General features: G+C 34.2%; 15 protein-coding genes. 7 read left to right on the top strand and 8 right to left on the bottom strand.

Annotated features, from left to right (window positions below; genetic code table 11):
- Positions 1–191: 191 nt before the first annotated feature.
- The 3 genes from KI430_RS01505 to KI430_RS01495 all read right to left on the bottom strand — a co-directional run bounded on the left by KI430_RS01505 (position 192) and on the right by KI430_RS01495 (position 3,643).
- Positions 192–2,738 carry a phosphoenolpyruvate carboxylase gene (locus KI430_RS01505; RefSeq protein ID WP_248876533.1) on the bottom strand — a complete coding sequence of 849 codons (2,547 nt, stop codon included), beginning with the start codon at positions 2,736–2,738 and terminating at the stop codon, positions 192–194.
- A 69-nt stretch (positions 2,739–2,807) separates the two neighbouring features.
- Positions 2,808–3,248, bottom strand: coding sequence for an HRDC domain-containing protein (locus KI430_RS01500; protein ID WP_248876532.1), 441 nt, complete (start codon positions 3,246–3,248; stop codon positions 2,808–2,810).
- Positions 3,249–3,307: 59 nt separating this feature from the next.
- The gene (locus KI430_RS01495) at positions 3,308–3,643 is read right to left on the bottom strand and encodes a single-stranded DNA-binding protein (protein ID WP_248876531.1); all 336 of its coding nucleotides are present in this window, start codon (positions 3,641–3,643) and stop codon (positions 3,308–3,310) included.
- A 183-nt stretch (positions 3,644–3,826) separates the two neighbouring features.
- Here KI430_RS01495 and KI430_RS01490 point away from each other — a divergent pair, with 183 nt between their 5' ends.
- Genes KI430_RS01490 through KI430_RS01475 form a run of 4 tightly spaced genes read left to right on the top strand, consistent with a single transcriptional unit; the run spans position 3,827 to position 6,211 of the window.
- A complete protein-coding gene (locus KI430_RS01490) occupies positions 3,827–4,360 on the top strand; it encodes a hypothetical protein (protein WP_248876530.1) in 534 nt (177 codons plus the stop codon).
- A 43-nt stretch (positions 4,361–4,403) separates the two neighbouring features.
- Positions 4,404–4,757, top strand: coding sequence for a DUF2116 family Zn-ribbon domain-containing protein (locus tag KI430_RS01485; protein WP_248876529.1), 354 nt, complete (start codon positions 4,404–4,406; stop codon positions 4,755–4,757).
- A gap of 2 nt (positions 4,758–4,759) precedes the next feature.
- Positions 4,760–5,845 carry an MBL fold metallo-hydrolase gene (locus KI430_RS01480; RefSeq protein ID WP_248876528.1) on the top strand — a complete coding sequence of 362 codons (1,086 nt, stop codon included), beginning with the start codon at positions 4,760–4,762 and terminating at the stop codon, positions 5,843–5,845.
- Positions 5,846–5,872: 27 nt separating this feature from the next.
- Positions 5,873–6,211, top strand: coding sequence for a hypothetical protein (locus tag KI430_RS01475; RefSeq protein ID WP_248876527.1), 339 nt, complete (start codon positions 5,873–5,875; stop codon positions 6,209–6,211).
- Between the two features lie 69 nt (positions 6,212–6,280).
- Here the strand turns inward: KI430_RS01475 and KI430_RS01470 are convergent, their stop codons facing one another.
- The 4 genes from KI430_RS01470 to gldD form a co-directional block, all read right to left on the bottom strand.
- On the bottom strand, positions 6,281–7,657 hold the full coding sequence (locus KI430_RS01470; RefSeq protein WP_248876526.1) for a peptidylprolyl isomerase: 1,377 nt from the start codon (positions 7,655–7,657) through the stop codon (positions 6,281–6,283).
- A 66-nt stretch (positions 7,658–7,723) separates the two neighbouring features.
- A complete protein-coding gene (locus KI430_RS01465; RefSeq protein ID WP_248876525.1) occupies positions 7,724–9,559 on the bottom strand; it encodes a hypothetical protein in 1,836 nt (611 codons plus the stop codon).
- A 57-nt stretch (positions 9,560–9,616) separates the two neighbouring features.
- Complete coding sequence (locus KI430_RS01460) at positions 9,617–10,537, bottom strand: PfkB family carbohydrate kinase (protein ID WP_248876524.1); 921 nt, start codon at positions 10,535–10,537, stop codon at positions 9,617–9,619.
- A 92-nt stretch (positions 10,538–10,629) separates the two neighbouring features.
- Positions 10,630–11,190 (bottom strand): gliding motility lipoprotein GldD, encoded by a 561-nt coding sequence (gene gldD / locus KI430_RS01455; RefSeq protein ID WP_248876523.1) that lies wholly within the window; start codon positions 11,188–11,190, stop codon positions 10,630–10,632.
- Between the two features lie 447 nt (positions 11,191–11,637).
- Here gldD and KI430_RS01450 point away from each other — a divergent pair, with 447 nt between their 5' ends.
- From KI430_RS01450 to KI430_RS01440, 3 genes are all read left to right on the top strand, one after another.
- Positions 11,638–12,504, top strand: a complete 867-nt coding sequence (locus KI430_RS01450) for an RNA polymerase sigma factor RpoD/SigA (protein ID WP_027383822.1) — start codon at positions 11,638–11,640, stop codon at positions 12,502–12,504.
- Positions 12,505–12,609: 105 nt separating this feature from the next.
- Positions 12,610–13,203, top strand: a complete 594-nt coding sequence (locus KI430_RS01445; RefSeq protein ID WP_248876522.1) for a hypothetical protein — start codon at positions 12,610–12,612, stop codon at positions 13,201–13,203.
- Between the two features lie 111 nt (positions 13,204–13,314).
- A complete protein-coding gene (locus KI430_RS01440) occupies positions 13,315–14,316 on the top strand; it encodes an FAD-dependent monooxygenase (protein WP_248876521.1) in 1,002 nt (333 codons plus the stop codon).
- A gap of 1 nt (position 14,317) precedes the next feature.
- Here the strand turns inward: KI430_RS01440 and KI430_RS01435 are convergent, their stop codons facing one another.
- Positions 14,318–14,863: a coiled-coil domain-containing protein gene (locus tag KI430_RS01435; RefSeq protein WP_248876520.1), complete on the bottom strand. Its 546-nt coding sequence runs from the start codon at positions 14,861–14,863 to the stop codon at positions 14,318–14,320.

Below are 14,863 nucleotides of genomic sequence, written 5' to 3'. Positions count from 1 at the left end.
TCAACTTGATTGGAGCTATGACAAACTTGGTTTTGCAGTTTTTCTTTGGATGATTATCAATTCTTTTCCTCATAATCATCAAAGCAAAAATTTATCTTGAGTTATTAACGATAAAAACTCTTAAATGATTGAGAGTTTTTTTATTATACCGTCTTTAATCAATTTATAATTTATAAATCATAATTTTACTACTAAGCCGAGTTTCTACTGGCATTAATATTTCCAAACAAGGAACGCATCACAAGCTTCTCATAAGACTCACGATCGCCTTCTCCTTTTTGGATTTTAATCAAAGCATATTGCTGGATACTCAACAGCGGAAGTACGATTTTTTCTCTAATTCTGATAGATTTTCTGTTGATAGGTTCTTCCTGCATCAGGATATTATAACCGGTTAGTTCCAGCATCATTTCTTTAGACAAAGAGAATTCAGCAAAAAGAATATTCCAGAACTCACCGAATTTCTCATTATTTCTCATATAATAAGTCAGCGGGAAATAAGTCTTATTCATACTCATCATCGAATTGAGAACTAGCGTTTTGAAGAAGTCCGAACCTTTATATAATTCTTTAATTTCATCAAATCTTCCTGCATCTTTCAAAGCCTTCAAAGCAGAGCCAAATCCGAAGAACCCAGGAACATTCTGTCTTAGCTGAGCCCAGGATCCCACAAACGGAATCGCACGAAGATCTTCAAACTTCAGTTCAGAACCCGCCCCTCTTTTACTTGGTCGACTTCCGATATTAGTTCGGCCATAGTATTCCAAAGTACTCATCTCTTGCAGGTAAGGAACAAACATTGGATGCGCCTTCAAATCAGAATATTTACCATAACTGATGTCTGCTAATTCTGAGATTAATTTTCTTTCGCCGTCGTTCAAATCTTTTTTCACACTTTTGAAAACATCATTCTCAATCCCAGCTGTCAACAACTGTTCAAAATTGAATTTTGCCTGATCTTTATTTCCAAAAACACTCGTAATAGTTTGCCCTTGTATCGTCAACTCAATTTGATTATTCGCAATCGTTTTTCCTTGCGAAGCATAGAAATCGTGGGTTTTTCCACCACCTCTCGCTGGCGGTCCACCTCTACCATCAAAGAAAACAACTTTCACTCCGTTTTCCTCAGAGATTTTAGTCAACTTCTCTTTCGAAGTATAGATTTGCCAGTTCGCTTTCAGATAACCACCATCTTTGGTTCCGTCTGAAAAGCCAAGCATAATGATTTGTTTGTTGTTTCGTTTTTGCAGATGCTTCTTATAAATCGGATGATTATACAAAGTTCTCATCACTTCTTCCGATCTGTCAAGACCTTCCATCGTTTCAAACAACGGAACTATATCAATGTTGATTTCATCATCTGCATAACCACAAAGTTTCATCATAGCATAAACATTCATCACATCTTTCACTTCATCCGAGTTGGAAATGATATAACGATGCATTCCTCGCTCGCCATTACTCTCCTGAATTTTTTTGATATTATAAATACTTTTCAGAGTTTCACACGTCATTTCATCTTCAAAATCTTGTGGATCCAAAACCTGATTAGAATCAATCAAAAGCTGAACTTTTTCATCATCCGTTCTGGAATCTGCATTTCCGTCTATTACTTTTTTGAAAATATCATCGATTACATTTTGATGAACTCTACTGTCCTGACGGATATCCAAAGTCGCAAAGTGAGTTCCGAAAATCTTCACTCGATCTCTAAAGTCATCTAACACATCTATGAAAAGTGCATTATGTTCTTCTTTAAGAATTTTTTCTGCCTCATCCAGTTTTTTTACAATTTCATCAGTTGAAATTCGCGCCTCTTTTTGGAAGATGGAAGCATAAAGATTTTTACTCAATTTATCCAAGACATCAGAAACACCACGGAAACTCAGTCTCCTTCTTACAATTTTAAGATGTCCATAATAATCTTTAAGAATAGAAATTCTCAATTCTTCAGCCACTTTCATAGTGATATCTGCCGTTACAAAAGGATTTCCATCGCGGTCTCCACCTGGCCAAAACCCTAACTGAATAATATCTGGGCTCGGCGTGAAATTAGATGTTCCGTAAACTTGTTTGATCTTTCTGTAAAGCTCACCAATACTTTGATAATAAACATATCTCAGGTAATAAATGATGCTCATCGCCTCGTCTAGTGGTGTTGGTTTTTCTTTATTAACAAAAGGCGTTTTCCCCAATTGCTGAAGCAAGGTATCAATTTGCGTCACCGAATCATTAATGATGGCATCACGCAAATCATGGATGATTCTCTGAACAGCGTTTGGATAAAACTGAGTTGGGTGCGCCGTGAAAACAATCTTAATTCCAAAGTCATCCATTTTTTTTCGAATGGCTGTCAAATGATGTTCCTGATTGGCTCTGTCATAGAGATTCATTACCGTTCCAGAATCGGTTTCAGAATGTAATTGCTGGAAAGCCGCATCTTCTATACTGTCAAACAAAACCACTTGTCTTTCAATATATTGGATAATTTTAAACAACAATTCCAGTTTCTGGTCTTCTGTTTGTAACTCGGTATGTTTCTGGAAAAACTCTTCCACAATTTCTTCCGGAGATTTCCCGACATTATAGCCATCTTTACTTTCTTCATAAAGAAAAGGAAGCAACATCCCAATATTCGTCATTTTATCATAAGGCAAACTCATGAAGAGCGAGTTGTAGATTTGAAATTTATTCTCTACAATTTGCCTGAATTTTTCAATTTTTTGATCGTTTAGCATATAACAAAAATAAGAGATAAATCATAAAATCAATCCTTAGGAATGTTATTTTTATTGTAAATTTTACATTTAAGCATTTTCCAAAACTTCGATGATTTCTATCCCAAATTTTTCTATTTTAGATTTCCCGATTCCATTTACATTTTCCAAGTCTTCCAGAGTGCAAGGTTTATGTCTTGCAATGGACATCAAATGCGTATTATGAAAGATAATATAAGGTGGAAGCTGATATTGTTTTGCTTTTTCGGCTCTCCAACTTTTCAATTTGTTATAAATAATCATTTCTTCTTGTGATAAATCTTCTTCTGAGTTGACAATAGTTTTATTGGAAATTGGTTTGCCAGATTTCTCCTTATAGCAAAGTAAAATTGACCAATAATTGATTTCATTCTCAATCAATTTTGTTTCCATACTAATCACTTCAAAGTTGGAAAAATAATCATTAACAGAATCCTCATCCATTTTCTGAAACTGATTGGAGAGCCTAATTTTCAAAACTTTTACTTTCATAATATTCAATTTAAATATAAACCTCAACAAGTTCTTGACTTGCCAAGGTTGATCTGATATTATTTATTAGATCCTAAAAGAACGAGTTCTTCTATTTTGATTTCAGTCAAAAAACGTTTTGTTCCATCTTTGTCATCGTACGACCTGTAAGTTAGTTTTCCCTCTATTGCTATTTCTTTACCTTTTGGGACATACTTTTCAAGAATATCCACCACTTTTCCAAAAGCAACGAGATTGTGCCATTGCGTTTCCTCTACTTTTTCACCTGCAGCATTAATATAATGATCACTTGTTGCAAGACTAACAGTTGCTTTTCTATTTCCGTTTTCGAAATTGAAAACTTCTACTTCTTTTCCTGTGTGACCAATAAGTGTCACTTTGTTTCTTAAAGACATAATATTAAATTTTTGAATTAAACTTTTAAAACCAAGCCGGGTTTTGTCTTTCGCTTGATTTTCTGTTGCAAATATTCATCAAAAAGAAAACTGGATTCGGTTAAAAAGCATTTATATCCGTTTGTAATCGTTTGTAAATGGAAAGTTTTTATAATTTTAGAGAGGATAAATTGATTTAATAAAATGAAATCTATAATAACATTTCTGGCTATTAGCGTTTTAACTTTCGGACAAAATTCAAAACTCGAAAATAAAATCGGAGAAAAAATCCAAGGTAACTTTCTGGGAAATGGTAAAAAAGTAACAGCTTTTGTCATCAAAACTAAAGAAGCAACAGGAAATCCGATAGAAAACGGTACACCAGCAGAATTCGAAATTCGATTTTCTGATGTAAAATTAAAACCGATCAAAGCAGGCTGTTGCGAGATTATTCTCATTAACGAAGGCGATCTGAATGATGATGGGAGCGACGAAATCTCAATTTATCAAGCACCGATGAATGGCTGCACTTACACAATGACAACCTATTCTTTCATCAAAGGAAACTGGATAAAAATTGTTCAGCCGTTTTTGATTCCAACCGGATGTGAAAGTTTTAGTGAAAAGGATTTACAGAACAGAGTTTTCAAGGAAAATAAGGCAATCTATTTCTTGGAAAAAGATATGAGCACTGAGAATGGAAAATTAATTAAGAAAAAAGCAACAACTAATCATTAAGTTTCTGAAGTTTTGTAATTTAGTTAAATTGATAAACACACAAATGGAAAATCTAACCTGCCCTGAATGTGGTGACAAAATCGTTGGAAGATCAGATAAAAAATTCTGTTCCGATGCTTGCCGAAACGCCTTTAACAATAAACAAAATAAAACGACAACCAACTATATGCGGAACGTCAACAACAAACTCCGCAAAAATTACCGCATACTTTCTGAACATAATTTTGAAGGAAAAACAAAAATCAATCGTCTTAAACTACAGAACGCCGATTTTGATTTCGATTTTATCACACAAATCGTGACCTATAAAAACGGCTCACAATACTTTTTCGTTTATGACCAAGGTTACAAAATCCTTGACAACGATTGGGTTTTAATAGTAAAAAAGACCGATTAATTATGATTCTTACTTTTCTCATTTTGTTAGCTGCCTTGGCAATTTATCTTTACAATCTTCCTGTTTTTGGTGGCAGTTTTTCCGGCAAAAGGTTAATCCGGATGAAACAATCGCCTAATTATAAAGATGGTGTTTTTCAGAACTTAAGTTATACGCCATCTTTGGCAGAAGGCTTTACAATGAGACAAGTTCTTTGGGAATTCATTACAGACAAAACTGAAAATAAAAAACCTAAAAATCTTTTACCAACTCATAAAACCGATTTGAAAAATCAACCGATAACTGAGAATTTCTTAGTTTGGATGGGACATTCGTCTTACTATTTTCAACTTGATGGAAAAAAATTTCTGGTTGATCCAGTTTTTAGTGGAAACGCCTCACCAATCCCGGGAACTACAAAAGCTTTTGATGGAACAGATATTTATTCCGCAGAAGATTTTCCTGAGATTGATTTTTTGATTATTTCGCACGATCATTACGATCATTTGGACTACAAAACCGTGAAAAGCCTTAAACCTAAAATTAAAGACGTAATCTGTGGTCTGGGTGTAGGTTCACATTTTGAAAAATGGGGTTTTGATGAAGAAAAAATCATCGAAATGGATTGGTATGAGGGTGAAAATATCGCAACCGGATTTAAGATAACTTCTACTCCAGCGAGACATTTTTCCGGACGAAGATTTAAAAGGAATAATACACTTTGGTCTTCTTTTGTTCTGGAAACGCCGAGTAAGACAATTTTTCTTGGTGGAGACAGTGGTTACGATTCTCATTTCAAACAGATTGGAGAGAAATTCGGACCTTTCGATTGGGCCATTTTAGAAAATGGACAATACAATGTGAAATGGCGAAACATCCATACGCTTCCAGAAGAATTGGTACAGGTTGTAGAAGATCTGAATGTGAAAAATGTTTTGCCCGTTCATTCTTCAAAATTTGCATTAGCGCAACATTCTTGGAACGAACCTTTGCAGAAAATATTTGAAAACAGCCAAGGTAAAAATTTCAAAATAGCCACACCCATCATTGGCGAAAAATTGAATCTGAATGATGATTCGAAGGTTTTTCCAGAGTGGTGGAATTCTTAAACTATTATACTCATTTAAATTTGTGATATGGATGAACTAAACGAACTAGAACTAATTCTCGTAGATAACTTAACAATAAAATATCCATCCTTAAAACCTCACCTTCCTTTTCTAAAAGTTAAGGAAAGAAAACTTAACAAAGATAGTTTGATTGTCAATCTTATTTATTCGGATTTCAGTGGAGATTTTGACGATATTAATGCTTTATTCAGCAATGGAGAAAATATCGAAATTAAAGGTTTAAAAGATGGCTTGAGTTATGTCGTTGATGTCAGTAATGGCGAAATCACTTCCATAGAATTCAATACATACAATGAAAAATGGGATGGGATATTTGGTGATTATAAAATTGTAAAACCAGAATGAGTTTAGATTAAAAACAATAAAAAATGATGAACAATGATGTTCATCATTTTTTATTTTCGAATAAGTTGATTATTTAGCTTCAACAACTGATGTTTTCAACCAGTTTGTATGGAACTTACAATCTTTATATTTGTTGTCAATCGAGATAAAAATTGATGGGATTTTATTCGTCACCCATTTTTCTACGATTTCATTTTTCTTTTTGTTCAGCGCCATATCCTTGATTCTTTCATAATCTGTGGACAATTCCAGTTGATGCGCATCGATAATATCATTCACTTGAACAATGCTTATCATTTTTCTTTTCTGAGAATCCTCTTGTTGGAAAGGATCTGTAACATCACCTTTTTTAAGTCCTGCAATCTGATAAGAAATGGTTGGATCCAGATTCAGTTTCTCTAGTTTATCAGAACCATCTTGGTTGTTGGTCATAATACCAGCACTGAATTTGTTGCTCTTATCATCTGAATATTTGTAAGCTGCATCTTTGAAAGTAATTTTCTTCTCCAAAATCAAAGTTCTGATACTATCCAACTCTTTTTTTGCAGCTGTAATTTCCTCGGCGTTTGGCGTACTTTTTATGAGAATATGTCTTGCGTCGTACTTTTTACCATTCCTTTTCACCAATTGAATCAAGTGGTATCCAAACTCCGATTCCACAGGATCTGACAAATCACCTTCCTGAAGGTTAAGCGCGGCAGCTTCAAACGGTTTTACCATCTGTCCCATATTGATGTTTTTGTAAATCCCACCAACAGCAGCAGAACCTTCATCTTCAGAATAGATTCTTGCTTGGTTTTCAAAACTTTCACCACCTTTGATATCCTGCTTTATTTTGTTAAGCTTATCAATAATTTCTTTTTTGTGAGCTGCAGAAATCTTCGGATAGATACTGATTTTAGAAAGCGTCACTTCATCTTTTACATTCGGAAGCTGATATTTGAATTGATTATAAAAATCCGTTACTTCATTTGGCGTTACATCCGCTTTTTCAGTAATTCTTCCATATTTGGCCTGGCCATAATAGTTATCAGCATCAATTTTTTCGATTGCAGTTTTCATCTCGTAAGATGTTCTAAATTTGTACGCTGCCAACATTGTTTTTTCATCCGGAAACTGACCAAGAATTTGGTTGTATTTGTTCCCCGCCATTTCCTTGATAGCTGCACTTCTGTTTTCTATCAATGTATCCTTTTTTGCTTCGTAGATCAGCAACTTGTTGTTCAGGATACTTTCCATAAAATCACATTTATCACCTACATTGGCGCCCTGCTGTTTCGCATAGTTCGCTTGATCCTCTATGTCAGATTCCAGAACAATCTCATTACCAATTACGGCTGCGATCCCATCTATCAGCTGACCTTTTTGTAATTGTGCTGATAATTTTCCACTAAACAGGAAAACAAAAACAGACAATAAAAAAAGACATTTTGTGTATTTTAACATTATATTTTGATTATTAAGCTGCAAAATTAGGATTATCCATCAATTCTGCTTCATTTTTTGTTATAATTATTTCTTAAAATTTTTCTTCAGTTCTGCCATAAAAGCAGGCTCAATCTCAACTTTAGTTTTTGCTCTCTGATTGGCTATAGTCGTCTGCAATACTTTTTCTGTTACAGCATCTGTCATATCTTCCTTAGATTCTTCCAACGTCATCTGCTGTTCCGGCAACAATTCATCAATGGCAACAATCACATCTCTGTCTGATATTTTGGTTGCAAAAGTTCCTTTTTTAAATGGTACATTATGTTTTTTGAAAATATCCGCACTTTCCTGAATCTTACCTTCTTCAAAATGAACCAAAACTTGGTTTTTATCGTTTACCTGATTTTTATATTTCTCTTTTAGTGCCGTCCATTTTTTAGGATCTTTTACTTCTTTCTCAATTTCATTTACCAGTTTTGGGTCAGAAATAACAGCCGCTCTGGATTCTGCTCTTTTCTCCCAAACAAATTTGGACTTGTTGGCATTATAATATTCAGTAAAAAGCTGAGGATTATTTTTCACCTCATCTTTCAGATATTCAGAGAAGATATATTCAGAGAATAAATTTTTCTTAAGTTCTGTCAATTCTGGTTTTACCTCAGGAAGATTTTCAAAATTCTTAGCATAAACACCAATAATGTATTGCTCCGCCTGGTAATCTACAAGCTCTGCCCACTGAGCAGTTGGAATCAATTCCAAACTTTTGTACTGAGAATCTATGGCTTTTTTAAGATCTTCGTAAGTCACTGCATTCTTCCCATAAGTGAAAAGAACAGCTTTAGGATTTTTCGGATTAAGGTAAGCCTGATAAGATTTTTTGATCTCAGCAAAATCTTTAGTTTCTGTAAATTTATCCTGAGTTTTCAGCCAGTTTACCAATTTAGAAGTCGCCTCTTCACCATAACTTGTAGATAACATTTCTTTTTGGAAAAATCTTCTGTTATCATCTGTCAATTGATAAGGCTCGATATTATAAATATTGAAGATAAAATATTTGTCGCCAAACAAAATTGGTTCTGTTGTGTAATAATCTTTCTTCTGACCTTTCAGAGCATTATAAACTTCATCCGGTAAAATTGGTGATCCCATTACTGCACCTCCAGAATTTTTCTCTTCTTCAGTAGCGCCAAATTCTTTTACAACCGCTTGGAATTTCTTTCCAGAAGCCAGTTCTTTATAAATTTTAGCTTTAGTCGTTTCATAATTATCATCCTTTGGAAGAGACAAAACGCCAAAAATCATGTAACCAAGGCTAGGTCTTGTATTCACCACTTTTGCAAAAGCGACAACATTGGGTTTGTCTATAAATGTGGTATATGAATTAGCCGGAGCATTTTTTATCTGCTGATAAAGCTCATAATCCAGCATTCCTGGTTTTACATAAAATGGTTTTGCGGCTTCTGGTTTAGCATTTTTTGCCAAGAAATCTTCCATTGTCATTTTACCGGCTTTCACTTCATTGTAAAGTGCTTTGTAGTCGGTTTTATCATCCGATTTTTTTTCTTTGATGAAAAGTAAAACCTGAGTTTCAATCTTGTTCGAATTAACAAAGTCCTGAACCAATGGATCTATAATCGGTTTTGGATAGAATTTTTGCTCTCTTAACTCAGATAATTTTTGATTGTAAGAATTAACGAAAAAATTAAGCGTATCTGCTTTTTTTTCCTTTGCTAATTGTTGTAATAGCAAAAATTCTACTGTAGAATTTACAGATTTATCAGGACCGTTGGTTTCCAGCCCATATTTATTTTCTTTGATATAATCTTTTACAGAGATGCTGTCTTTGCCAACAATCAGATATTGTGAAAAAGCAGTTTGCGAGACAAATGCTAAAACAACTGGAAAAAAAATCTTCTTCATTTTATATATGTTAATTTATGACACTCATTTGAGTGCTAAATTCTGATAAGGTTAAATTTATATTGTAGATTCGAAAGAGGTCAATTCTTTGAATTGATTGATTCTCTCAGACAATTCTTTTTTTGTAACAGTTTCGATTCTTTCTGTCCCGAATTTTTCTACCGTGAAAGAAGCCATTGCACTTCCTACAAGAATAGCCGTTTTCATAGTTTCAAAACTGAAATCGCCTTTCTTCGTAAGATAAGCCGCAAATCCTCCAGCGAAAGTATCACCAGCTCCTGTTGGATCAAAAACTTCTTCCAAAGGCAAAGCAGGAATGGCAAAAACTTTCCCCTCGTGGAAAAGCAAAGCGCCGTGTTCTCCTTTTTTGATGATGACATATTTTGGTCCTAATTCGTGGATTTTCTTAGCAGCTTTTACCAAAGAATACTCTCCTGAAAGTTGTCTTGCTTCTTCGTCATTAATTGTAATAACATCCGTTTTAGCAATTACTTTCATTAGGTTATCCCAAGCGATATCCATCCAGAAATTCATTGTATCAAGGATTACCAGTTGTGGTTTTGTTTTCATTCTTTCTAAAACCGAAAGTTGAACTACGGGATCAAGATTTCCCAACAATAAAACTTCGGCATCTGCAGAATGTTCCGGAACTTTTGGATCAAAATCAGCTAAAACATTAAGTTCCGTAACCAAAGTATCTCTGGAATTAAGGTCGTTATGATATTTCCCGCTCCAGAAAAAAGTTTTACCATCTTTTACCATTTCTACTCCATCAACATTGATGTTTTTAGAAGTCATCATATCAAGATATTCCTGCGGAAAATCACCTCCGATTACAGAAACCAAACTTACTTCTGTATCCAAAGATGAAGCTGCTAGACCAATATAAGTGGCTGCACCACCAAGAATTTTATCTGTTTGTCCAAAAGGTGTTTCGATGGCATCAAATGCTACAGTTCCTACTGCTAGTAATTTCATATTTATTTGTTTTTTTTCCGAGATCAGATCGGATATTTTAATTTATAATTTTAATTAAGAATCTTGTTTCTTGATTTTTTTTATCTTGTTTCTTAGTTATTCTTCCATTCAAAGGAATCTATAATATGCAGAAGATCTTTTTTGATATAATCCACAGCCGGCGCTAAAGAATCCGGTTTCGGACGGGAATTGAAATATAAATTCCCTGTTACAAAATGTCTCGTACTATCCGTCACAAAAAACTGAATATTAGACGCTGTCTGTCCCTTCAATTCATAGAAATTCCCGTATACTTTTTTTTCAGGATAAGCAAAAGTCTTGGTATCTATAGAACTCGCTTTTATCGTATGTTCATAAACCATTTTTTCTACCTCTTTTACGTGTAACTGAAAATCATTCTTAATTGGAAAATAAGTAATGAAAACATTAGCCTTCATCTTCGGATAAGACAGATTGTACCAGCAAGGCTGTTTTGCATCTTTGATATTCGCGAAATCCGAATAGTCAAAGGAATAATTGCAGGGTGAAGAAAAACTCAGATATTTTGGATTGGGGTATTCCAGACGCAAGTCTCCTTTGGGCTTTGGAACAGGTTCTTTGCCACAGGAGAATAACGATAGACCAACAAAAATTCTGATCAGATTTTTAAACATTCGGCAAAAATAACAATTAGAATTGATACAGAGAATTTTGAAAACCTAATTTTTGTTAAGAATAATTGATTTACAGAGAAATGTGTGGTTGAAGTACTTATTGATTATAAATTTATCGCTGATTATGGGATTTTGCTGATTTAGTATTAAACATAATATTGTCATTCCGTAGGAATTTCAGCAGTCTAGATTCCTACGGAATGACAATATTGGATTTTATTACTTAATGTTGTTTTTATGTGGAATCTTGCAGCCCGACTTGAACGGAGCTCATCCGCCTCTGGCGGATAGCGGGAGTGGAAGGCGGAAATAGCTGCCCAAATTTTACTAATTAATTTTAAATTAAGTTAAAAATGAACATTAATCTGATGAAATTAAAATATTTGTAACCTTTTTGATGTTCTCATCGTATAATATAATGCAACCTAACAGAATGAGGTTTTTATAATGAGACAATTAAAAATTACAAAACAGGTTACCAACAGGGAAACCGCATCACTAGACAAGTATCTGCAAGAGATTGGAAAAGTTGAATTGATTACCGCTGATGAAGAGGTAGATTTGGCTCAGAGAATCCGTGCCGGAGACAGAGCTGCATTGGAAAAACTAATCAAAGCTAACTTACGTTTCGTGGTCTCGGTTTCTAAACAGTATCAGAATCAAGGACTTTCTCTTCCGGATTTGATTAACGAAGGAAATCTTGGTTTGATGAAAGCAGCGAAAAGATATGATGAAACGAGAGGTTTCAAATTCATTTCTTATGCTGTTTGGTGGATTCGTCAATCGATTTTGCAGGCTTTGGCTGAGCAGTCGAGAATTGTAAGATTACCTTTGAATAAGATTGGTTCTATCAACAAAATCAACAAAGCTTATGCTCACTTGGAGCAAGAGAACGAAAGACCGCCTTCTCCGGAAGAATTGGCAGAAGTTCTGGATATGAGCGAGGAAGACATCAAAGAATCTATGAAAAACAGTGGTCGTCACCTATCGATGGATGCGCCGCTTGTGGAAGGTGAAGATTCTAACCTTTATGACGTTTTGCGTTCGGGAGAATCTCCAAGTCCAGACAAAGATCTGATGTTGGAATCTCTACAAATTGAAATTGAAAGGGCTCTTCAAACTTTGACGCCGAGAGAAGCTGATTTGGTAAGATTGTATTTCGGATTGAACGGAAAACACCCAATGACTTTGGAAGAAATTGGAGAAACTTTTGACCTAACGAGAGAAAGAGTTCGTCAAATTAAGGAAAAAGCAATCAAGAGATTGAAACATAATACAAGAAGTAAGATTTTGAAGTCTTACCTTGGTAAATAAAAATTCATTTTTCGGAATGAAATTGAAGCAAGACTTTTTGGTCTTGCTTTTTTTGTGTCTATAATTGAAGGAATAAATTAACTTTGTTTAAAATCAAAAACCACTATGAAAAGAATATTTTTATTGTTTGCTTTTTCTTTCTTTGTTATTTCTTGCGATGAAACTAAAACTAATCCTCCAATTGTAGAAAATGCCGTTGACAATGCAGAATCTTCTCCAATGAGTTCGTTAAAACGAGGGCGATATAGTGAAAATATGGTTCATCAGATTTATAATGAATTGATGAAAAATGATAAAAACCTTAAATTATTGGATGAGAAAATCAGCGATATCAATGAAAGAACTCAAAAGACAATTTCGAGATATGAGGATGTGATTAATAAATCAGCTATCTATTATAATGATGCAAAGCATTTGACCAGAGCAATTACAGATTCTATAACAAAGAAACAAGTGGGAGCATATATAAAGATGAGCTCGGAAAAATACGAGTTAAAGACTAAGAATATTAAGGATTTGATTCAACGAATTAATGGAAATCAATCTAAAATCAAAGACCAATATATTGTTTTCAGAATTAAGAAAACAATTCCTGAAATTGAAAAATATCAACAAGCCCATCCTTTGAAGACCGACAGCTTGACTCAATTCGTCAACAAGCAAAATCAGTTGTTGACAGAATTAAAAAGCGTTAAATAAATGAGCATCTCAATCATTGGTGGCGGAATTGGCGGTTTGACTTTGGGAAATGTTCTAAAGCAACAAAACATCGATTTCAAAATCTATTAAAGTGCGCCGGAAATAAAACCTGTGGGAGCAGGAATAGCAATGGCTGGAAATGCAATGCAAATCTTTGACAAACTCGGATTGAAAGAGAAAATCGAGGATGCAGGAACGAAAATGCACGCATTAATCATTACTGATAAAAATCTAAAAACCATTTCCAAAACCGATGTTCTAAAACTTGAAAGCAAATATAAGGTCTGCAACATTGCCATTCACAGAGCGGATTTGCAAAAAATCTTGAGTGAAAATATTTCGGAACATATTGTTCTAAATAAACGTCTTTCGAAAATTGAGAAGAAAGAAAATTACCATTTGACTTTTGAAGATAAAACAGAAATTGAAAGTGAAATCGTTTTTGGAGCGGATGGCGTAAAATCTTTGGTTCGAAATCAAATTCTGAAATCTGGCGAAATCAGAAATGCCAAACAAAAATGCTGGCGTGGAATTCTACAAACCGAAATTCCGAAAAGATACAGGCACAACGCCTATGAAATGTGGGGAAAAGGAAAACGTTTTGGCTTTGTGAAAATCAGAGAAAACACTTTGTATTGGTACGCTTTGATCAATGAGAGGTTTTATTCGGAGAGTATTGATTTGTTGAAGGAATTCAGAGGTTTCCATCCTGATATTTTGGAAATGATTTCTAAAACTTCCAAAGACCAAATTATTCTGAATGACATCATCGACATCAAACCAATGGATAATTGGTCAACGGAAAATCTTTGTTTAATTGGTGACGCAGCCCACGCAACAACGTCTAATATGGGACAAGGCGGTTGCCAAGCCGTTGAAGATGCTTTTGTGATTGGGAAACTATTGGAAACTGAAAAGGATTGGAATAAGATTTTTTCTCAATTTGAAATACTCAGGAAGGAAAAGGTTAATCATATTGTGAACACAAGTTGGACACTTGGAAAACTAGCACAATGGGAACATTTTACAGGATTTCGGAATTTTATTTTTAGTATGATTCCGGAAGCTGTTAACCAAAACCAAATGGAGAAGATTTTGAAATTGGAGTTATAATTTACTCCCCTTCTTTTTTTATTTTTTCAATCAAACTTTCGAGTTCTTTGATTTTATCTTTCAGGTTTTTGATATCGTTCTTATTATTAGTGACCTTGCTTTTCAGCATTACTGTTCTGGCACGTTCGCTGTGGTCTTCGTCGTCATCATCTTCATTGATTTCCTCCACATCTTCTTGGATTTCATCAATATCCTCTTGGATTTCCTCTACATCTTCCTGAATTTCCTCAATATCTTCCTGAATCTCATCTATATCTTCCTGAATTTCATTAACATCTTCTTTCAAATCCTCTATATGTTCAGAACTTTTGTTAACTGACATCTGAATAAAAATTGCCAGATAAATTGCCTCCAAAGAAACTACCGTTGTGAGAACCAACAACATATGTTCAAATTCTACAATATTAAAAACAGGTAAAGCAAAACTGACAATAAAAAAAATAGTATGAAAAACCAATGACTGAATAGAACCTACCCACCAAATAATTCCATTCGCAATTTTTTCTAAAACAGATAGTTTTTCTTTATTTTCTTCAGTCAATCTCAT

This window comes from Epilithonimonas zeae (assembly GCF_023278365.1).
Lineage (GTDB): Bacteria > Bacteroidota > Bacteroidia > Flavobacteriales > Weeksellaceae > Epilithonimonas > Epilithonimonas zeae_A.
The sequence above is the reverse complement of the archived record's forward strand: the minus strand, read 5'-3'. Positions and strand labels throughout refer to the sequence as shown.